This is a genomic window from Aquabacterium olei, from assembly GCF_003100395.1.
Taxonomy (GTDB): Bacteria; Pseudomonadota; Gammaproteobacteria; order Burkholderiales; family Burkholderiaceae_C; genus Aquabacterium; species Aquabacterium olei.
In genome coordinates, this window is record NZ_CP029210.1 from 2,096,709 (window position 1) to 2,116,241 (window position 19,533).

At 66.7% G+C, this 19,533-nt stretch carries 16 protein-coding genes and 1 tRNA gene; 11 read left to right on the forward strand and 6 right to left on the reverse strand.

Translation table 11 applies throughout. From position 1 onward, the window contains the following. Nucleotides 1-27 precede the first annotated feature (27 nt). Nucleotides 28-675, forward strand: coding sequence for an arylesterase (locus DEH84_RS09500; protein WP_109038309.1), 648 nt, complete (start codon nt 28-30; stop codon nt 673-675). Nucleotides 676-685: 10 nt separating this feature from the next. Here the strand turns inward: DEH84_RS09500 and phaR are convergent, their stop codons facing one another. The 5 genes from phaR to DEH84_RS09525 form a co-directional block, all read right to left on the reverse strand. Continuing rightward, a complete protein-coding gene (gene phaR, locus DEH84_RS09505; protein ID WP_109036642.1) occupies nt 686-1,261 on the reverse strand; it encodes a polyhydroxyalkanoate synthesis repressor PhaR in 576 nt (191 codons plus the stop codon). A 72-nt stretch (nt 1,262-1,333) separates the two neighbouring features. Further along, nucleotides 1,334-2,266: a hypothetical protein gene (locus DEH84_RS09510; protein WP_159098927.1), complete on the reverse strand. Its 933-nt coding sequence runs from the start codon at nt 2,264-2,266 to the stop codon at nt 1,334-1,336. Nucleotides 2,267-2,476: 210 nt separating this feature from the next. Beyond that, a tRNA-Val gene (locus DEH84_RS09515) sits at nt 2,477-2,553 on the reverse strand. 28 nt (nt 2,554-2,581) lie between these two features. Next, nucleotides 2,582-4,855: a RelA/SpoT family protein gene (locus DEH84_RS09520; RefSeq protein ID WP_109036644.1), complete on the reverse strand. Its 2,274-nt coding sequence runs from the start codon at nt 4,853-4,855 to the stop codon at nt 2,582-2,584. Further along, on the reverse strand, nt 4,852-5,778 hold the full coding sequence (locus tag DEH84_RS09525; RefSeq protein WP_109036645.1) for an alpha/beta fold hydrolase: 927 nt from the start codon (nt 5,776-5,778) through the stop codon (nt 4,852-4,854). Before DEH84_RS09525 ends, DEH84_RS09520 begins: the two co-directional genes overlap by 4 nt. 75 nt (nt 5,779-5,853) lie before the next feature. Between DEH84_RS09525 and DEH84_RS09530 the strand changes: the two genes are divergently transcribed. From DEH84_RS09530 to DEH84_RS09565, 8 genes are all read left to right on the forward strand, one after another. After that, nucleotides 5,854-6,636 carry a 3-hydroxybutyrate dehydrogenase gene (locus tag DEH84_RS09530; protein ID WP_109036646.1) on the forward strand — a complete coding sequence of 261 codons (783 nt, stop codon included), beginning with the start codon at nt 5,854-5,856 and terminating at the stop codon, nt 6,634-6,636. Between the two features lie 6 nt (nt 6,637-6,642). Beyond that, nucleotides 6,643-8,706: a bifunctional tRNA (5-methylaminomethyl-2-thiouridine)(34)-methyltransferase MnmC2/FAD-dependent 5-carboxymethylaminomethyl-2-thiouridine(34) oxidoreductase MnmC1 gene (gene mnmC, locus DEH84_RS09535; RefSeq protein ID WP_109036647.1), complete on the forward strand. Its 2,064-nt coding sequence runs from the start codon at nt 6,643-6,645 to the stop codon at nt 8,704-8,706. Nucleotides 8,707-8,757: 51 nt separating this feature from the next. Next, on the forward strand, nt 8,758-9,198 hold the full coding sequence (locus DEH84_RS09540; RefSeq protein ID WP_109036648.1) for an RNA-binding S4 domain-containing protein: 441 nt from the start codon (nt 8,758-8,760) through the stop codon (nt 9,196-9,198). 106 nt (nt 9,199-9,304) lie between these two features. Then, a complete protein-coding gene (gene grpE, locus DEH84_RS09545) occupies nt 9,305-9,844 on the forward strand; it encodes a nucleotide exchange factor GrpE (RefSeq protein WP_109036649.1) in 540 nt (179 codons plus the stop codon). A 145-nt stretch (nt 9,845-9,989) separates the two neighbouring features. After that, nucleotides 9,990-11,936: a molecular chaperone DnaK gene (gene dnaK / locus DEH84_RS09550; protein WP_109036650.1), complete on the forward strand. Its 1,947-nt coding sequence runs from the start codon at nt 9,990-9,992 to the stop codon at nt 11,934-11,936. A 138-nt stretch (nt 11,937-12,074) separates the two neighbouring features. After that, entirely contained in the window at nt 12,075-13,208 is a 1,134-nt protein-coding gene (dnaJ, locus tag DEH84_RS09555) for a molecular chaperone DnaJ (protein WP_109036651.1), read from the forward strand. Between the two features lie 198 nt (nt 13,209-13,406). Beyond that, nucleotides 13,407-15,047 carry a tetratricopeptide repeat protein gene (locus DEH84_RS09560; RefSeq protein ID WP_109036652.1) on the forward strand — a complete coding sequence of 547 codons (1,641 nt, stop codon included), beginning with the start codon at nt 13,407-13,409 and terminating at the stop codon, nt 15,045-15,047. Between the two features lie 5 nt (nt 15,048-15,052). Then, nucleotides 15,053-15,676, forward strand: a complete 624-nt coding sequence (locus DEH84_RS09565; protein ID WP_109036653.1) for a sensor histidine kinase — start codon at nt 15,053-15,055, stop codon at nt 15,674-15,676. Between the two features lie 6 nt (nt 15,677-15,682). Here DEH84_RS09565 and DEH84_RS09570 read toward each other — a convergent pair whose 3' ends face one another. Continuing rightward, entirely contained in the window at nt 15,683-17,947 is a 2,265-nt protein-coding gene (locus tag DEH84_RS09570; protein WP_109036654.1) for an arginine/lysine/ornithine decarboxylase, read from the reverse strand. Nucleotides 17,948-18,143: 196 nt separating this feature from the next. On the opposite strand from DEH84_RS09570, the gene DEH84_RS09575 reads away from it, so the two are divergent. Further along, complete coding sequence (locus tag DEH84_RS09575; RefSeq protein WP_109036655.1) at nt 18,144-18,581, forward strand: NfeD family protein; 438 nt, start codon at nt 18,144-18,146, stop codon at nt 18,579-18,581. 25 nt (nt 18,582-18,606) lie between these two features. Next, nucleotides 18,607-19,533 carry an SPFH domain-containing protein gene (locus tag DEH84_RS09580; RefSeq protein WP_109036656.1) on the forward strand — a complete coding sequence of 309 codons (927 nt, stop codon included), beginning with the start codon at nt 18,607-18,609 and terminating at the stop codon, nt 19,531-19,533.

A 19,533-nucleotide genomic window follows, 5' to 3' on the forward strand; every position in this document is an offset into this window, starting at 1 on the left:
TTCATCGAGGAAGAAACGGAAGTGGACATGTCGATCGACTGTACGCGACGTGCCCTGGCCTTGGGGGCCCTGGGTGCTTGGCTGGGCCCAGTGCGGGCTGCAAACAACAGACCCCCTCGCACGCTGCTGGTGGTGGGCGACAGCCTGTCAGCGGAATACGGCCTACCGCGCGGCACGGGCTGGGTGGCCTTGCTGGGGCGGCGCCTGAAAGAGCAGGACCTGCCAGTGAACATCGTGAACGCCAGCATCAGCGGCGAGACGACGTCGGGCGGGCTCGCGCGCCTTCCTGCCCTGATGGCCGAGCACAAGCCCGATGTGGTGGTGCTGGAGCTGGGCGCCAACGACGCGCTGCGCGGGCTGCCCCTGGATGGCACGCGCAACAACCTCAGCCAGATGGTGGGCCTGAGCCAGAAGGCGGGCGCCCGGGTGTTGCTGGTGGGGATGATGGTGCCACCGAATTACGGCAAGCGCTATGCGGACGACTTCGCCGCCTTGTTCGAGCGTGTGAGCACCGAGCGCAAGGTGCCGCTGGTCCCCTTCATGCTCAAGGGCGTGGCCGACCGGCCGGATGCGCGAGACTGGTTCCAGGCCGATGGCACGCACCCCTTGCCAAAGGCGCACCCGGTGATCCTTGACGTGATCTGGCCGAGGCTGCAGCCGCTGCTGCGCGGCTGACGAGGCGGCCTTACTTCTTCGGCGTGAGTCCGGCGCCGAGATTGCCGATCAGCGTCTCGGCCTGCTTGCTCATCTGCTCTTGCATCTGCAGGAAGAGGCTGCGCGACTGCTCCATGTACCCGCCCATGAAGTTCTGCATCAGCGGGTTCTGCAGGTTCATCATCGAGTTCTCGGTGAGGCGCGACTGCATGTCGATGAAGCTCTGGATGTTCTTCTCCAGATAATGCCCCATCAGCCCCTGCATGGTGTGGCCGTAGAAACGGATGATCTGCGCCAGCGCCTGGGTGGAGAACATCGGCACGCCGGCGGTCTCCTCTTCCAGAATGATCTGCAGCAGGATGCTGCGCGTCAGGTCTTCCCCACTCTTGGCGTCGACCACGATGAAGTGCTCGCAGCCCATCACCATGTCCTTCACCTCGGCCAGCGTGATGTAGCTGCTGGTCTTGGTGTCGTACAGACGGCGGTTGGGGTACTTCTTGATGGTGCGCAGGCCCGGGGGCACCGAGCCAGGCGCAGGCTGCTCGGCCTGGGGGGCGCCGTCCTGCGGGGCTTCATCGTGGGTGCGCGGGTTGCGTGCGGCGTTCATCGTGGACTCCTGTCTGCTGCAATCCATTGTAGGAGGGGAAGGCTCGGGTGCTGTGACAGGGGCCGGAACTCTTCAACGACGCGCGTGCACGGGTGCCGCCTCGGGGTAGGCGAGCAGCGCCGAAAGCAACAGCCCCTGCGCGGTGGCGTGAAAATCGGGCGACCGTGAGGCCGTGCCGCCCAGTGCCGCCGGCCAGGCCGCAGCCACCCGCCAGGGTTGCAGCACCGACGGCAGCTCGGGCAGCTGAAAACGCCCGTCCCAGCTGCCATCGTCGCGCTGGGATGCGAGCACGCGACGCACCCAGGCGGCGCGCGGCGCCCCAGGGCCATCCACCCAGGCGAGCATGAGGACGCGCTGCACGTACGCGTCCTTGACCAGCACATCCACCCACAACTGCGTTCGAATGTCGTCGAGCAGGCTGCGCGCCACCGCGGGGGCACCCTGGGCATCAGGGCAGCCGGTGCGTCGATGGAGCTGGATTGCCATGAGCTGATGCGTGCTGCACACACGATCCTCGAACCAGACACGCCCGACCATCGGCCGACAGACGTTGCGATGCAGGTAGGCCGTGGCGTCGTCCGGCGGCACGCCGGGCTGGCCACACGTCACTGCATGGAGCATGAAGCGCTGATACGGCAACAGGGCCGTGGTGTCGACCTCGCCAACGTCGATCGGGGCGGCCGGCTGGACCAGGCGTCGCCACGGCGTGCGGGGTTGGTCTTCGGGATGGTGACGCTGCCATGCACGCCGGACCAGGTCGGAAAGATACGGACTGGCGCTGACGCGCCCAGCCTCGCTCACCATCCACCACAGGGCGGCATTGGCATCGCCCAGCACGTCGCCCTCGTGGGCTCGCAGCCACTGCTCGGCCCGCTGAAAGTGGGCCCGGGCCTGTGTCGGCGCCACTGCGGCCTGCGGGCGCTGCAGCCAGAGCCACCCACATGCAGCCGTCAGCACCATCGCCACACAGGCCACGCCGACCCATCGAGCCAATCCACGCGCCATCGCGCCTCCCCTGTTGTGTTTCGGGAACGGATTGTGGGATGGGAGCGCACTTTGGTGACGGTGGCCCGCCCCGGACACGGATGGTCGGGCGTCAGGGTCCCGCAGACGGGGGTGCGACGGTGGACGTCACAGGCGATGTAAGACCTCGGCAGAGCGCCGGAAAAAGAAAAGGGCCCGCTCTTTCGAACGGGCCCTCAATTCCAGGTAATCTGGTAGGCGCGATTGGATTCGAACCAACGACCCCCACCATGTCAAGGTGGTGCTCTAACCAACTGAGCTACGCGCCTGGAAGACTTAGACTATAACACGTTTTTCTTACTTTCGTCTTGCTTTCGTCACGCCGCTGATTTGCAACACTTTCGAAAGAACCGACGCAAGCCGTGTGGTGTCTGCTGTCTGGAGCGTGAGTGTAACCGTGATTCGATCCCTCACCGCCTCACTGTGGATGGATTGCACCGGAATCTTCGCCTGGGCCAGCACATCGCAGACATCACGCAACAGTCCGCTGCGGTCGTGGCCCTCAACGAGCACGTCCACGGCGTAGTGCGCGTTGTCGGCCGCGGCCTCGCGTCCCCAGGCCACCGGGATGATGCGCTCGGGGCTGCGGCCTGCAAGCTGCCGGAAGTTGCTGCAGTCGCTGCGGTGCACCGCCACGCCCTTGCCGCGCGTGACATAGCCTCCGATCACATCCGGTGGCGCTGGCTTGCAACAGCGAGCCAGCTGGGTGAGCAGTGAGTCCATGCCGACGACGAGCACGCCCTTGCCTCCCGGCGCACCGACGGCCTCCTGACGCGCCAGACGCTGCGAGAGCACCTGGTCTGGATCCGGCTCGGGCTCGGCGGGCCGGAAGCTCTGCTCGATGTTGCGCAGCGAGTACTCGTCCTTGCCGACCACGTCGAACAGGGCGTCGGCACTGCGAAAGCCAAGCCGCGCGGCCAGCTCATCCAGCTTGATGGCGGTTTTGCCCTCGCGCTGCAACAGCTTCTCGACCAGTTCGCGGCCCTTGGCGATGGTGGCCTGCTGCGCCAGGGCATTGAACCAGGCGCGCACCTTGGCCCGCGCGCGCTGGCTTCGCAGGTAGCCCAGTTCGGGGTTGATCCAGTCCAGTGAGGGGCCGCCTTCTTTCGCCGCCACGATCTCGACCGTCTGCCCGCTGCGCAGCTCGGTGTTGAGCGTGACCATGGCGCCATCGACGCGGGCTCCGCGGCAACGGTGGCCGAGGTTGGTGTGCAGCGTGTAGGCAAAGTCGACCGGGGTGGCGCCAGTGGGCAGGTCGATGATCTCGCCGTCCGGCGTGAACACATAGATGCGGTCGTCGAACAGACCTGCACCCGCCTGCCCGCCTTCGGCCTCGTCGGCGTTGGCCAGATCTCGCTCCCACGCCAGAAGCTGACGCAGCACGGTCTTGCGCGCTTCGGCCACGCGGCTCTCGAAGTCGCCCGACGCCTGCACGCCCGCATAGCCCTTGGCACCCGCCTCCTTGTAGGCCCAGTGCGCCGCCACACCGCTTTCGGCGTGGTCGTGCATGGCCTGGGTGCGAATCTGGATCTCGATGGAGCGCCCCCGGTCGTCACGCACCACGGTGTGCAAGGACTGGTAGCCGTTGGGCTTGGGGCGAGCGATGTAGTCCGAGAACTCGTCGGCGATGGCATGCCACAGTTCGTGGACACGGCTCAGCGCAGCGTAGCAGGCGGGCACGTCGGCGACGATGACGCGCAGGGCGCGGAGGTCGAACACGCGCTCGATGGGCAGATGCTTGCCCTGCATCTTCTTCCAGATGCTGTAGAGGTGCTTGGGTCGGCCCTGCACCTGCGCCGTCAGGCCGACCTCGGCCAGCGCCTGCGTGAGTTGCTGCCGCAACTGCTCGATGTGCGCTTCCCGCTCCAGGCGCTTCTCGTGCAAGGAGCGGGCGATGCTGCGGTAGGTGTCCGGCTCGAGAAAGCGGAAGGACAGGTCTTCGAGCTCCCACTTGATCTGCCAGATGCCCAGGCGGTTGGCCAGCGGCGCAAAGACCTGCATCGATTCACGGGCCAGTGCCCGCGGGCAGACCTGCTTGGTGTCGGCATAGTGCCGCAGGGTCTGCAGGCGCGAGGCCAGACGCAGCAGGACCACACGCAAGTCCCGCGAGAACGCAAGCAGCATCTTGCGGATGCGCTCGACCTGCTCGGCTCGCAGGGGCCCGTCGGTGTCGTCGCCCAGTGCGTCACGGGCGTTGCGCTGCACCTGCACCAGCTTGCGCGTGTGCATCACCAGGCCCACCGCGTCGTCGCCGAAGGCGCGCGCCACCACCTCTTCCGGGTCGGTCAGGTATTCGCTGGCGTAGACGAGGTAGGCCGCGGCTTGCAGCGACGGCGGCGCACCGATGCCTTGCAGAATCAGGCGCACGCCGTCGGCGTGGCGCAAGGCGTCCTCACCGGTGTCGAAATGGCGGCCGGCCAGCAGAGGCTCGGCAAAGGTCCGCGCCTTGAGCAGCAGGTGTTCACCACCGGCCTGTTCACCGCCCGCAGCCACATCGGCCAGCCCGACAATGGCAGCCTGCATGGCGCCGCCCGGCTCGAGGGGCGCGGTCTGAAGCGAACCGGTTCTCATGCCAGCAGGAAGTCCTTCACCACGGCGATCTGGTCCGGTGCAATGAGCGTGGGCGCATGGCCTACACCCTCGAACGCCACCAGGCGGGCCTTCGGGCCACGGGCGGTCATGGCGTCCGCCGTCTCGGCATCCAGCAGGTCGGACTGTGCGCCGCGCAGCAGCAGGGTCTCGCAGCGCAGCGCGTCGTACACCTGCCACAGCATGGCTTCCCCGCTGGCCGCGCTGTCGGCCGACATGGTCTTGAACGGGGCTGCAATGGCGGGGTCGTAGTGCAGCACGAACCCGGCGCCATCCGGGGCAGGACGCAACAAGGGGCGCGACAAGGCCAGCCACTGCGCGGGTGTGTGCGGTCCGAAGCCTGTCGAGATGCTCCAGAGGTAATCGGCCGCTTGCTGCTCGGTGTCGAAGCGCATCGGCTGGCCAAGGTAGTCGCCGATGCGCACCAGCGCCTCATGACGCAGCCGGGGACCGACGTCGTTCAGCACGAGCCGGCGGTAGCGTGCGCCCGTCACCTCCGTCGGCACGGTGGAAAGCGCCAGACCGATGAGCCCCCCCATCGACGTGCCCACCCAGTCGATGTCCATGGGGCTGGCGGCGCCGACCTGCTGACGCAGGTGTTGCAGCAACACCACCATGTCGGACGCGTATGTGAAGACCTGGTACCCGGCGGGTTCAGCCAGCCAGTCAGAGTGACCGCGCCCGACCACATCCGGGCAGATCACCTGGTAGGTGTCGCTCAGCGCCCCTGCGAGTGCGTCGAAGTCGCGGCCCTGACGGCTCAAACCGTGGACGCAGATCAGAATGCGCGGATTGGTCGGGTCGCCCCATTGCCAGTAGGCCATGCGGTGCGTCTGAGGGTCCGTGCGACTTGCCCCGGGACAGGTGACGTACTGAAGCGTGGGTTCTGTTTGCACGTGGTTCATGGCTGCGGGTGATTCGGGTCAGATAATGGGCTGTTCACCCACATTGTCTTTGTACTTGCCGACAGGAGGCCTGAGATGTTGAAAGGAAAAACCGCCCTCGTGACCGGGTCCACCAGCGGCATCGGCCTGGGGATCGCTGAAAAGCTGGCTGCACAGGGCGCCAACGTCATTCTGAACGGGTTTGGCGACACGGCCGCGCCTCAGGCAGCCGTGTCGGCTGCAGGCCAGGCGCACGGCGTGAAGGTCGGCTTCCACGGCGCCGACATGTCGAAGCCGGCCGAGATTGCCGAGATGATGGCGTATGCCGATCAGGCTTTTGGCGGTGTGGACGTCCTCGTCAACAACGCCGGCATCCAGCACGTGTCCAACGTCGAAGACTTTCCGATCGAAAAGTGGGACGCGGTCATCGCGATCAACCTGAGTTCGGCCTTCCACACCACGCGACTCGCCATCCCCGGCATGCGGGCGAAGAACTGGGGGCGCGTGATCAACCTGGCTTCGGTGCACGGGCTGGTGGGCTCGGCAGGCAAGTCGGCCTATGTGGCGGCCAAGCACGGCATCGTGGGCCTGACCAAGGTCGTGGCGCTCGAAACCGCGACGACCGGCATCACGGTCAACGCCATCTGCCCGGGCTGGGTGCTCACCCCGCTGGTGCAGAAGCAGATCGACGACAAGGCGGCACGTGAAGGCATCTCGCTGGCCGAAGCCCAGAAGGGCCTGCTGGGTGAGAAGCAGCCTTCGCTGCAGTTCGTGACCCCGGCACAACTGGGCGACCTGGCCGTGTTCCTGTGCTCGTCGGCAGGCGACAACATCCGCGGTGCCGCATGGAACATGGACGGTGGCTGGGCGGCCCAGTAATCGGGCATGACCCTGACACCTGCAACCCTGGGCGAAGCGCCAGGGGGCCGGGCGCCTGGCGCGCCTTACGCGCCGCATTACGATGACTTCTATGGCGAGCCGAGGGACATCTGGGCGCGCGCCCGGGATGTGTTCCTGCACGGCAACGGCCTGCCGGGGCGATGGCAGCAACGCGATCGCTTCGTGATCCTGGAGGCCGGCTTCGGGCTGGGGCAGAACTTTCTGGCCACCTGGCTGAGCTGGCGTGACGACCCGGCCCGCTGCGACGAACTGATCTTCATCTCGGTCGAGCAGCACCCGCTGCAAGCAGTTGACCTGGCCGCGGCCCATGCCGGCAAGACAGGCCCAGCCGCTGAACTGGCGGCCCGCCTGCAAGCCGCCTGGCCCCCGCTGACGCCGGGCTGGCATCTGCTCGATTTCGACGAGGCCGGCCTGCCTGCCGGTGGCAGCGGCAGGCGGCCACGGGTTCGGTTGATGCTGGGGTTGGGCGATGTGAACCGCCTGCTGCCGGCGCTGCTGGCCCAGGCCGACGCGTTCTACCTCGACGGCTTCGCGCCCGACCGCAATCCGGCCATGTGGGACGAGCGCCTGCTGACCCGCTTGAACCGGCTGGCCGCTCCGGAAGCCACCCTCGCCTGCTGGACGCACACACCTGCCATTCGCGGTGCGCTGGCCGCAGCCGGCTTCGAACTGGCGATCATGCCGGACGCCGAAGGTCATCGCGAGGCGCTGAGCGGTCTCCACGCGCCGCGCCATGTGCCCTCCCCACCCGCCGGGGGGCTGTGGCGCGCGCCGGCCCCGCGGCATCGGCACGCTGTCGTCATCGGCGCCGGGCTGGCGGGTGCGAGCGCCGCGCTGGCCCTGTGCGAGGCCGGATGGCGCGTGACCCTGCTCGATCGCGAAAGCGGCCCCGCGCAGGCCACGTCCGGCAACCCGGGCGGGCTGTTTCACAGCATCGTGCATGGCGAAGACGGTGTGCATGCGCGGGCGCACCGGGCCGCTGTGCTCGCCCTCTGGCAGAAAGCGGGCAACTGGCTTGCAAGCGGTCAGGTGCGCGGTCAACCCGATGGCCTGCTGCGCCTCGACCCGAAGACGGACGAGGCCACGGCGCGCGCCACATTGCGTCGCCTGGGCCTGCCGAAGGCGCATGTGACCTGGCTGACGGCCGAGGAAGCTGCACAGCGATGTGGGGTGCCCGTGCCGAGCGGCGGCTGGTGGTTTGCTCAGGCGGGCTGGCTGCACCCGGCCGGGCTGGCCCAGGCGATGCTGGAAGCGGCGGCAACCGGCTTCCCGGGTGCGCTGACCGTCAAGTTCGGTGTTGAAGCTGCCGCAATGCAACGCGACGAGCCCACAGGCCAGTGGCAGGCGATGTCCGCCACCGGCGCCGCGCTGGCACAGGCGCCCACCCTGGTCCTGGCCAACGCGCTGGGCGCACCGACGCTGCTCGGCACGCTGCCCGATGAACTCGCCGTCGCCGTGCCGCCGCTGAGCGCCGTGCGAGGACAGATCACGGCCCTGCCCCTCCCAGCCGGCCTGCCTCAGGCGCCCATCGCCGGCAGCGGCTACGCGCTTGCGCTCGACGAGCACACCCTGCTGTGCGGTGCCACCAGCCAGCACCACGACGCCGACCCCACCGTGCGGGAGGCCGATCACCGTCACAACCTGCAGCAGGCCCGGCGATTGGGGCTCTCCGGCCTGCCTTCCGAGGAAGACGACGTGGACGGGCTCGACGGGCGCGTCGGCTGGCGTGCCGTCACGCCGGACCGGCTGCCCGTGGTCGGCGCGTTGCCATGGGCGCCTGCTCGGCTGGCCCATGTCCCGCATCTTCGCGCAGACCAGGTGCGTCAGATTGCCCGACAGCGCGATGACGCCGGGGGGCTTTACCTGATCGCCGGACTGGGCTCGCGAGGCATCGCGTGGTCCGTGCTGGCCGGACGGCTGCTGGCGCACTGGGTGACGGGCGCACCCTGCCCGGTCGAGGCAGACTTGCGCGACGCGCTCGACCCGGCACGCTTTCTGGCGCGCGCAGCACGGGGCGCCGCCGCGCAAGCCCCTGACAGCAGCAGTTGACCCGAGGGCGGCCGCCTGCGCACTGCGCTACAGTGCGGTCGTTCACCGACCATGAAGCAAGACACCTCTGCTCGCCCGCTGCCCGGCCTCACCGACCGGCTCCGCCTCGACAAATGGCTCTGGGCTGCGCGTTTCTACAAGACGCGCGGCCTGGCCGCGGACGACATTGACAAAGGGCGCATCCAGGTCAATGGCCAGGTGGCCAAGGCATCGCGCGAGCTGCGCGGTGGCGAGACGGTCGACATCCGACAGGGGGCCTTGACGCGAACGGTGGTGGTCAAGGCCGTGAGCACCGTGCGGGGGCCTGCCGTGCAGGCGCAGATGCTGTACGAAGAGACGGCAGAAAGCCTGCTTCGCCGCAGCGAACACACAGAGCGGCGGCGGCTGTCGGCCGAGCCGGCAGAGAGCATCGAGCAAGGCCGCCCCACAAAGCGGGACCGGCGCCAGCTGGCGGACTGGCAACGGTGGTCTGCCAGCGTCGACGAGCGCTGACCTCTTTTTTGCCGACGAGGCACATTTTTTTGGCGACGGCCTCTTGAAAGCCGCCGCCTGACCCTGATCTACCCCAGGTTTTCGCATCCAACCCACACAAGCAGAGATGAGCGACACCGCCCACACGCCCGAACATGCCCCCGAGGCCGCCCCGTCGGCCACGCCCGACGCTGCCCCCTCGATCGAGCAGCAACTTGCCGAGCTGCAGGCCAAGCACGCCGAAGTGGCCGATGCCTACCTGCGAGCCAAGGCCGAGGCCGAAAACGTCCGCCGCCGCGCGGAAGACGAAATCAGCAAGGCCCGCAAGTTTGCCGTCGAGTCGTTCGCCGAAAGCCTGCTGCCCGTGCGCGACAGCCTGGAGGCCGCCCTCGCCACGCAAGCCGCCAAGCCCGACACCCCGGTCGAGACCGTGCTGGAAGGCGTGCAGGCCACGCTCCGCCAGCTGGCCTCGGCCCTCGAGCGCAACAAGGTGCTGGAGATCAACCCCGCGCAAGGCGCCAGGTTCGATCCCAACCTCCATCAGGCCATCAGCATGGTGCCCGCCGATCAGGAAGCCAACACCGTGGTGGGCGTGCTGCAGAAGGGTTACTCGATTGCCGACCGCATCCTGCGCCCGGCCCTCGTGACGGTGGCCGCGCCGAAGTGACGCCTGCGCGGCCGGTGCGGCGGAACTTGCTGAAGATCAAATCGGCAGGCTCTTGAAAAACCCCACGGCGCACGCACTTACCCGAACAAGCGGAAGCCATCGCTTCCAGACACACAGATTCAGATTCCGTTAGGAGCAGACCAACATGGGCAAGATCATCGGTATTGACCTGGGCACCACGAACTCGTGCGTGGCCATCATGGAAGGCAACACCACCAAGGTCATCGAAAACAGCGAAGGTGCACGCACCACGCCGTCGATCATCGCGTATCAGGAAGACGGCGAGATCCTGGTGGGCGCCTCGGCCAAGCGCCAGGCCGTCACCAACCCCAAGAACACGCTGTACGCGGTGAAGCGCCTGATCGGCCGCAAGTTCACCGAGAAGGAAGTGCAGAAGGACATCGACCTGATGCCCTACACCATCGCTGCCGCCGACAACGGCGACGCGTGGGTGGAAGTGCGCGGCAAGAAGCTGGCTCCGCCGCAGGTCTCCGCCGAGATCCTGCGCAAGATGAAGAAGACGGCCGAAGACTACCTGGGTGAAGAAGTCACCGAGGCCGTCATCACCGTGCCCGCCTACTTCAACGACGCGCAGCGCCAGGCCACCAAGGACGCCGGCCGCATTGCCGGTCTCGACGTCAAGCGCATCATCAACGAGCCCACCGCCGCGGCCCTGGCCTTCGGCCTGGACAAGCACGGCGCCGGTGACCGCAAGATCGCGGTGTATGACCTGGGTGGCGGCACGTTCGACGTGTCCATCATCGAGATCGCCGATGTGGACGGCGAAAAGCAGTTCGAAGTGCTGTCGACCAACGGCGACACCTTCCTGGGCGGCGAAGACTTCGACCAGCGCATCATCGACTACATCATCGCCGAGTTCAAGAAGGACCAGGGCGTGGACCTGTCCAAGGACGTGCTGGCCCTGCAGCGCCTGAAGGAAGCCGCCGAGAAGGCCAAGATCGAGCTCTCCAACAGCACGCAGACCGACGTCAACCTGCCGTACATCACGGCTGACGCCACCGGTCCGAAGCACCTGAACGTCAAGCTGACCCGTGCCAAGCTGGAAAGCCTGGTCGACGAGCTGATCGAGCGCACCATCGCGCCCTGCCGCACCGCCATCAAGGATGCTGGCGTCAGTGTGGCCGACATTCAGGACGTGATCCTGGTCGGCGGCATGACCCGGATGCCCAAGGTGCAGGAGAAGGTCAAGGAGTTCTTCGGCAAGGAGCCGCGCAAGGACGTCAACCCGGACGAAGCCGTCGCCGTGGGCGCCGCCGTGCAGGGCCAGGTTCTGTCGGGTGACCGCACCGACGTGCTCCTGCTGGACGTGACCCCGCTGTCCCTGGGCATCGAGACCCTGGGCGGTGTCATGACCAAGATGATCAGCAAGAACACGACGATCCCGACGAAGTTCGCGCAGACCTTCTCGACCGCCGACGACAACCAGCCGGCCGTGACGATCAAGGTGTTCCAGGGCGAGCGCGAGATGGCTTCGGGCAACAAGATGCTGGGCGAGTTCAACCTCGAAGGCATCCCGCCCGCACCGCGTGGCGTGCCGCAGATCGAGGTGGCCTTCGACATCGACGCCAACGGCATCCTGCACGTGAGCGCCAAGGACAAGGGCACGGGCAAGGAAAACAAGATCACCATCAAGGCCAACTCGGGTCTGTCGGAAGACGAGATCCAGAAGATGGTGAAGGACGCCGAGCTGAACGCCGCCGAAGACAAGAAGAAGTTGGAGATCGTGCAGGCCAAGAACCAGGGCGACGCCATGGTGCACAGCGTGCGCAAGTCGCTGACCGAGTACGGCGACAAGCTGGAAGCCGGCGAGAAGGAAAAGATCGAGGCCGCGATCAAGGACGTCGAGGAAGCGCTCAAGGGCGAAGACAAGGACGACATCGAAGCCAAGACCAACGCCCTGATGACCGCCAGCCAGAAACTCGGTGAGAAGATGTACGCCGACATGCAGGCCGCCCAGGGTGCTGCTGGCGCAGCCGGTGCCGCAGGTGCCGATGCCGCTGGTGCAGCCGACAGCAAGCCTGCCGACGACAACGTGGTCGACGCCGAGTTCAAGGAAGTCAAGAAGGACTGATCGGGATCGGGCCTCGGCCCGAGCGTCGGCAGGGCACAGGCCGTGTGAGCACCGCGCTCGCACCCTGTGCCTTTGTCGAATCCGGGGCCTTGCGGCAATCTGCTGCCTGGGCCACCTTCGCCACCGCCTGGAATCCACATGGCAAAACGCGATTTTTATGAAGTCCTTGGCCTGGCCAAGGGCGCGTCGGAAGACGAGATCAAGAAGGCCTACCGCAAGCTGGCCATGAAGTACCACCCTGACCGCAACCAGGGTGAGAAGGCCAAGGAGGCCGAGGAGCAGTTCAAGGAGGTCAAAGAGGCCTACGAGATGCTCTCCGACCCCAAGAAGAAGGCCGCCTACGACCAGTATGGCCACGCCGGCGTCGACCCCAACATGGGCGGCCGCGGTGGTCCGGAAGGCTTCGGCGGCTTCGCCGATGCGTTCGGCGACATCTTTGGCGACATCTTCGGCCAGGGCGCCGGCCGCCGGGGCGGCGGTCCGCAGGTCTACCGTGGCAGCGACCTGTCGTACGCCATGGAAATCACGCTGGAGGAAGCCGCCGCCGGCAAGGACACGCAGATCCGCATCCCCGCGTGGGATGAGTGCGGCGTGTGCCACGGCTCGGGCGCCAAGCCCGGTACCAGCGCCAAGACCTGCCCCACCTGCAACGGCTCGGGCACGGTGCACATGCGCCAGGGCTTCTTCAGCGTGCAGCAGACCTGCCCGCACTGCCAGGGCACCGGCAAGGTGATCCCCGAGCCGTGCACGGCCTGCCACGGCCAGGGTCGCGTCAAGAAGACCAAGACGCTGGAAGTCAAGATCCCGGCGGGCATCAACGAGGGCATGCGCATCCGCTCGGCCGGCAACGGCGAGCCGGGCACCAATGGCGGGCCGGCTGGCGATCTCTACATCGAGATCCGCATCAAGCAGCACGACATCTTCGAGCGGGACGGCGACGACCTCCACTGCTCGGTGCCGGTGCCGCTGACCACGGCAGCGCTCGGTGGCAGCATCGAGGTGCCCACGCTGGGCGGCAAGGCCGAGATCGAGATTCCTGAAGGCACGCAGCACGGCAAGACGTTCCGCCTGCGTGGCAAGGGCATCAAGGGCATCCGCTCGAGCTACCCGGGTGACCTGTACTGCCACATCGTGGTGGAGACGCCAGTCAAGCTCACGGAGCACCAGCGCAAGCTGCTGAAGGAGCTGGACGAGTCCTTCAAGAAGGGCGGCGAGAAACATTCGCCGAATTCCAAGAGCTGGACCGACCGCGTGAAGAACATCTTCAAGTAACGCAGAGGCCTCCCCCCTGCTCCATCCACGGCGCCTTTACGGCGCCGTTTTTCTTTGTGAAACGACGCCCGCATTTCCCAGCCCTCAAGTTCCATTTCAGCATGCCGAAAAACAGACCGTGGTAGCCCGGGCGGGCGTTCCGCCCATTGGCATGGCGCGCGGCCACAGGCGTGCCGGCGCAGACGAGAGAGTGCCCCTATGGCGATCGTGACCCCCTACTCCCACCTCACCGCACTGATCGTGGACGACATGTCGACGCAGCAGACCACGCTGCGCGGCCAGTTGAACCAGATCGGCATCGGCAAGGCCGACGTGGCCGCGAACGCCGAGGATGCCACGCGGCTGATCCGCAGCCGCCGCTACAACCTCATCCTGTGCGACTTCAACCTCAACCACAAGTCCGACGGACAGCAGTGGTTCGAGTACCTGCGCGATCAGAACCTGCTGCCGGCAGACTGCCTGTTCTTCATGGTGACGGCCGAGAGCGCCTATGCCCAGGTCGCGGCGGCGACCGAGCATCACCCAGACGCCTACCTGCTCAAGCCCATCACGGCCAGCGACATCGAGGATCGGCTGAAGTCGCAGCTGGAAAAGCGCGAGGCCCTCCTGCCCATCCACCAGTGCCTCTCGAAGGAAGACCTGACCGGTGCGGTGGCCGCGTGCGACCGCATTCTGGCGCAGCGCAGCCGCTGGGCCATGGCGGCGCTGCAGGCCAAGGGCAAAGCCCTGCTGCAACTCGGGCGCCATGAAGACGCCAAGCAGGTCTACCGCATGGCCCTGGAACACCGCCCGGGCCTGATCTGGGCCCAGCTGGGGCTGGCCCGCGCGCACAAGGCCGCAGGGCAGTTCGAGGAGGCCCGCCAGATCGCCCAGGAAATCATCCACTCGCCAGAAGGCGAAAAGAACGTGGCGGCCTACGACGTGGTGGCCGAGGCGCTGGAGGCGCAGGGTGACCCCAGTGGCGCCCTGTGGGTGCTGCGAGACGCGGCAGCCGTGGTGCCCTCTGCGCGGCGTCAGCGGCTCGTGGGCGAAAGCGCCTACCGCAACGGCGACCTGGACACCGCCAAGGAGTGCATGCAGAAGGTGGCCAAGGCCACCAAAGGATCGGTGATCGCGCAGCCGCAGGACACCCTGCTGCTGGCTCAGGCGCTGGTAGACAAGGGCGAGGCGGCAGATGCGCTCAAGGTACTGAGCGAGGGCGACAGCACCTACCGGACCAACCCCGCTTTCGGCAGCGTCTCCATGGCCATCCAGACCCAGGCCCACATCCGCAACGGCAATGCCATCGAGGCCGAGAAGACCATGCGCCGGGCGCGTGAGACCTTGCGCAAGGGCAAGGCCGACTTCGCGACCATTGCCCTTGCCAAGGCAGAGCTGATGGCCGGCAACGAAGAGGCCGGCCTGAAGTTGCTCGAGTCTGCCGTGTCGGCGGACCACGAAAACCCGCGAGTCAAGCAGATGATCGGCAACGCGCTGCGCGATACGGGCCATGAAGACAAGGTGGAGCAGCTGATTGCCGGCGCGGCGGCGGCCCTCGAGAACAAGGTCAAGGACGCCCGCAAGCTGCTGCGCGACAGCCAGGTCGACGAGGCCGTGCTGGCCATCGAGGAGGCGGTGAAGGACTACCCGGAGAACACCGGGGTGCTGCTGCAGGCGGCGCAGATCAACTGCATGGCGCTGCGCCTGAAGAAGGAGTTGAACCCGGCCCGTGTCGACAAGGTGCGTCTCTACCTCAGCCGGCTGGAGAAGTTGATGCCCGCCAACGACCGTGTCACCATGATGCGCCGTTACTTCCGCGAGACCGTGAGTGCCCTGGAAGGTGGCGGTCTCCCTCGCTGAATGCCATGAGCACGCCCCTCGCACTGATTGCCCACGACCTCAAGAATGCCTTGGGGGTGCTCGAGTGCGAGCTGGCGGCCATGATCGACGACCCCACACCCGTGGGCGCCGAGACGGCTCACCAGCACTGCGCAGACCTGAGGCGCCAGTTCACCCAATTCCTGACGTTGTACAGCGCCGAGTCGGGTCAGTTGCATGCGTTGTGTGAGGACGAGTCGCCTTCCGACCTGCTGAAGTACCTGCAACAGGTCTGGCAGCTCAAGGCGAACGCGGAAGGACGACCGGTCGAGTTCAGCATCGACGCCGATCCACTCGCTCCGCCCTTCTGGTATTTCGATCGCCGCCTGGTGCAGTTGGCGCTCGATGCCGCCCTTCACAACGCCTTGCGGTTTGCCACGCGCGCCGTAAGGCTCAGTGTCGCCGAGGAATCCGGCTGGCTGGTCTGGCGCATTCGTGACGACGGGGCAGGGCTCAGCGCGGGCGACCCGGGCGCTTCGCATGCCACGGGTCTCGGCACCGCCCTCAGCCGCGCCGTGGCCGAGGCACACCGCAGCGGCGAGCGCCAGGGTCAGGTCGCCCTCACCCCCGACGCGGCCGGGGGCGCCGCCTTCACGCTGCGCCTGCCCTGATGTGCCTCAGCCTTCGGCCTTGACGCAATCCACGTAGTAGCGTCGCGCGCCGCCCGGCAGCTCTTCCGACACCAGGCCGTGCACGTCCGTGGCAAAGCCGGGGAAGGCCACATTGAAGCTCTGCGTGAACTTCAGGAAGTCGACGATCTTGCGGTTGAAGCGCTCGCCCGGGATCAGCAGGGGGATGCCCGGCGGATAAGGCGTCAGCAGCGCGGTCGTGATGCGGCCTTCCAGCTGGTCGATGTCCACGCGCTCGGTCTGGCGGCGGGCAATGCAGGCATAGGCGTCGCTCGGCTTCATCGCCGGCTCCAGGCCCGACAGGTACACGTCCGTCGTCAGGCGTGCGATGTCGCCCTTGGCATAGGCCTCGTGCACGGCCTGACACAGGTCGCGCAGGCCCATGCGCTCGTACATCGGATACTTCTGGCAGAACTCGGGCAGCACGCGCCACATCGGCTGGTTGCGGTCGTAGTCGTCCTTGAACTGCTGCAGCGCGGTCAGCATCGTGTTCCAGCGGCCCTTGGTGATGCCGATGGTGAACATGATGAAGAACGAGTACAGGCCCGTCTTCTCGACCACCACGCCGTGCTCGGCCAGGTACTTGGTGACGATGCTCGCCGGGATGCCGCTCTTGGCGAACTTGCCCGACATGTCGAGGCCCGGCGTGACGATGGTCGACTTGATCGGGTCGAGCATGTTGAAGCCTTCGGCCAGGTTGCCGAAGCCATGCCACTTCTCATTGGCCTTGAGCACCCAGTCCGACGGCTTGCCGATGTCTTCTGCCACCAGCTTGTCCGGGCCCCAGACCTTGAACCACCAGTCCTTGCCGTAGTCCTTGTCGACCTTGCGCATGGCGCGGCGGAAGTCCAGCGCTTCCTTGATCGACTCTTCCACCAGCGCCGTGCCGCCCGGGGGCTCCATCATCGCCGCGGCCACGTCACAGCTCGCGATGATCGCGTACTGCGGCGAGGTCGAGGTGTGCATCAGGTAGGCCTCGTTGAACAGGTGGCGGTCCAGCGGCACCGTCTGCGAGTCCTGCACCAGCACGTGCGAGGCCTGCGAGATGCCGGCCAGCAGCTTGTGGGTCGACTGCGTGGCGTACACCACCGAGGTCTTGGGGCGCGCGCGGCCCTTGCCCATGGCGTGGTACATGCCATAGAACTTGTGGAAGGCGGCATGCGGCAACCAGGCTTCGTCGAAGTGCAGGTTGTCGATCCAGCCGTCCAGCATGCCCTTGATGGTCTCGGTGTTGTAGAGCACGCCGTCGTAGGTGCTCTGCGTGATCGTCAGGATGCGCGGCTTGGCCTTCTTGGCGTCCACACCCTTCAGCAGCGGGTTCGCGGCAATCTTCTTGCGGATGGTGTCCGGCTCGAACTCGCTCTTCGGAATCGGGCCGATGATGCCGAGGTGGTTGCGCGTGGGCGTCAGGAACACGGGGATGGCCCCGGTCATGATGATGCTGTGCAGGATGGACTTGTGGCAGTTGCGGTCCACCACGACGATGTCACCGGGGGCCACGGTGTGGTGCCACACCATCTTGTTCGAGGTCGACGTGCCGTTGGTGACGAAGAAGCAATGGTCGGCGTTGAAGATGCGCGCGGCGTTCTTCTCCGACTCGGCCACCGGGCCGGTGTGGTCCAGCAGCTGGCCCAGCTCTTCCACGGCGTTGCACACGTCGGCGCGCAGCATGTTCTCGCCGAAGAACTGGTGGAACATCTGGCCCACCGGGCTCTTCAGGAACGCCACGCCACCCGAGTGCCCCGGGCAGTGCCAGGAATACGAGCCGTCCTGGGCGTAGTCCATCAGCGCCTTGAAGAACGGCGGCGCCAGGCCGTCGAGGTAGCTCTTGGCTTCGCGGATGATGTGACGCGCCACGAACTCGGGCGTGTCCTCGAACATGTGGATGAAGCCGTGCAGCTCACGCAGGATGTCGTTCGGAAGGTGCTCCGAGGTGCGCGTCTCGCCGTACAGATAGATGGGGATGTCCGCGTTCTTGAAGCGGATTTCCTCGATGAACTTGCGCAGGTTCAAGACCGCCGGGTCGAGCTCGGGGCCGGGCGTGAACTCTTCGTCGTCGATCGACAGGATGAAAGCGCTGGCGCGGCTTTGCTGCTGCGCGAACTGTGACAGGTCGCCATAGCTGGTCACGCCCAGCACCTCAAAGCCTTCCTTCTGGATGGCGTCAGCCAGGGCACGGATGCCCAGACCCGAGGTGTTCTCGGAGCGGAAGTCCTCGTCAATGATGACGATCGGAAAGCGGAAACGCAGCATGGGCGGCCCCTTCAGGATGGAACGGCGGAAAATCCGGAAAAGCGCGAAGTGTAGGGGCGATTGAAGGTGCTGCGTATGTCAGGCGCGGCGAATTTGCGCCAGCACACATCCCCGGGGGGCTGGCCTTGCACGCAACCGGCGCGCTGGCACCGTCACACGCCCGTACTACACTCGGTTGCAACGGGAGAGTTGACGCATGGGTGACGTGACGATGTGGTGGATTCTGGCCGGCCTGCTCGTGGGCGCCGAGCTGCTCAGCGGCACGCTCTACCTGCTGATGCTGGCCCTGGGTGCCGCCGTCGGCGGGGTGGCCGCGTGGCTGGGCATCGGCCTGGTCGCACAGATCGTGGTGGCCGCCTGCGCGGGCGGTGCGGCCGCGCTTGCCTGGTATGCGCGTCAACGCCATCGCGCCACGCGCCCGGCCGACAGCGACGCGCCGCCGCCGGGGCTGGGCCATCTGGATGTGGGCGAGCAGGTGCAGGTGTCGCACTGGCACGCCGACGGCACCGCCCGGGTCCACCATCGTGGCTCGGAATGGCGCGCCCGCCTGGCCGACCCGCAAGGTGCCCCGCAGACCGGCCCGCACCGCATCTGCGCCATCGAGCGCAACCAGCTCGTGCTGGAAAAGATCTGAACCGATCAACGAGGAAAGCCCCGTCATGGAACTCGCCGTCGTCCTGCTCGTCATCGCCGTCATCTTCGTCGCCAAGGCCGTCAAGGTCGTGCCGCAACAGAGCGCCTGGGTGGTCGAGCGGCTGGGCAAATACCACGGCGTGCTGACGCCCGGTCTGAACGTGCTCGTGCCCTTCGTCGACCGCCTGGCCTACCAGCACTCGCTCAAGGAAATCGCGCTCGACGTGCCGAGCCAGGTCTGCATCACGCGCGACAACACGCAGCTGCAGGTTGACGGCATCCTCTACTTCCAGGTGACCGACCCGATGCGGGCCAGCTACGGCTCGGCCGATTACGTCGTGGCCATCACGCAGCTGGCCCAGACCACGCTGCGCAGCGTGATCGGTCGGATGGAGTTGGACCGCACCTTCGAGGAGCGCGAGGTGATCAATTCGGCCGTGGTGGCCGCGCTGGACGAGGCCGCGCTGAACTGGGGTGTCAAGGTGCTGCGCTATGAAATCAAGGACCTGACGCCGCCCAACGAGATCCTGCGCTCCATGCAGCAGCAGATCACCGCCGAGCGCGACAAACGCGCCCGCATTGCCGAATCCGAAGGCCGCAAGCTCGAACAGATCAACCTGGCCAACGGCGAGCGCGAGTCGTTCATCGCGAAGTCCGAGGGCGAGAAACAGGCCGAGATCAACCGCGCCATGGGTGAGGCAGCGGCCATCGCGGCCGTGGCCGATGCGACCGCCGAGGCCATCCGCAAGATTGCCGCGGCCATCAGCGCGCCGGGGGGCCAGGAGGCCGTGAACCTGAAGGTGGCCGAGAAGGCCGTCGAGGCCTATGCCCAGCTGGCGCGCACGAACAACACGATGATCGTGCCGGGCAACATGAGCGAGGTGTCGTCGCTGATCGGCACGGCCATGACCCTGATCCAGCGCGGTGGGCCGCACACGCCGCCCAAGGCCTGA

What these genes read in the sequence shown, in the direction of transcription:
- DEH84_RS09500 (WP_109038309.1), top strand. Translation starts at nt 28, where the DNA reads ATGTCGATCGACTGTACGCGACGTGCCCTGGCCTTGGGGGCCCTGGGT.
- phaR (WP_109036642.1), bottom strand. Translation starts at nt 1,261, where the DNA reads ATGAACGCCGCACGCAACCCGCGCACCCACGATGAAGCCCCGCAGGAC.
- DEH84_RS09510 (WP_159098927.1), bottom strand. Translation starts at nt 2,266, where the DNA reads ATGGCGCGTGGATTGGCTCGATGGGTCGGCGTGGCCTGTGTGGCGATG.
- DEH84_RS09520 (WP_109036644.1), bottom strand. Translation starts at nt 4,855, where the DNA reads ATGAGAACCGGTTCGCTTCAGACCGCGCCCCTCGAGCCGGGCGGCGCC.
- DEH84_RS09525 (WP_109036645.1), bottom strand. Translation starts at nt 5,778, where the DNA reads ATGAACCACGTGCAAACAGAACCCACGCTTCAGTACGTCACCTGTCCC.
- DEH84_RS09530 (WP_109036646.1), top strand. Translation starts at nt 5,854, where the DNA reads ATGTTGAAAGGAAAAACCGCCCTCGTGACCGGGTCCACCAGCGGCATC.
- mnmC (WP_109036647.1), top strand. Translation starts at nt 6,643, where the DNA reads ATGACCCTGACACCTGCAACCCTGGGCGAAGCGCCAGGGGGCCGGGCG.
- DEH84_RS09540 (WP_109036648.1), top strand. Translation starts at nt 8,758, where the DNA reads ATGAAGCAAGACACCTCTGCTCGCCCGCTGCCCGGCCTCACCGACCGG.
- grpE (WP_109036649.1), top strand. Translation starts at nt 9,305, where the DNA reads ATGAGCGACACCGCCCACACGCCCGAACATGCCCCCGAGGCCGCCCCG.
- dnaK (WP_109036650.1), top strand. Translation starts at nt 9,990, where the DNA reads ATGGGCAAGATCATCGGTATTGACCTGGGCACCACGAACTCGTGCGTG.
- dnaJ (WP_109036651.1), top strand. Translation starts at nt 12,075, where the DNA reads ATGGCAAAACGCGATTTTTATGAAGTCCTTGGCCTGGCCAAGGGCGCG.
- DEH84_RS09560 (WP_109036652.1), top strand. Translation starts at nt 13,407, where the DNA reads ATGGCGATCGTGACCCCCTACTCCCACCTCACCGCACTGATCGTGGAC.
- DEH84_RS09565 (WP_109036653.1), top strand. Translation starts at nt 15,053, where the DNA reads ATGAGCACGCCCCTCGCACTGATTGCCCACGACCTCAAGAATGCCTTG.
- DEH84_RS09570 (WP_109036654.1), bottom strand. Translation starts at nt 17,947, where the DNA reads ATGCTGCGTTTCCGCTTTCCGATCGTCATCATTGACGAGGACTTCCGC.
- DEH84_RS09575 (WP_109036655.1), top strand. Translation starts at nt 18,144, where the DNA reads ATGGGTGACGTGACGATGTGGTGGATTCTGGCCGGCCTGCTCGTGGGC.
- DEH84_RS09580 (WP_109036656.1), top strand. Translation starts at nt 18,607, where the DNA reads ATGGAACTCGCCGTCGTCCTGCTCGTCATCGCCGTCATCTTCGTCGCC.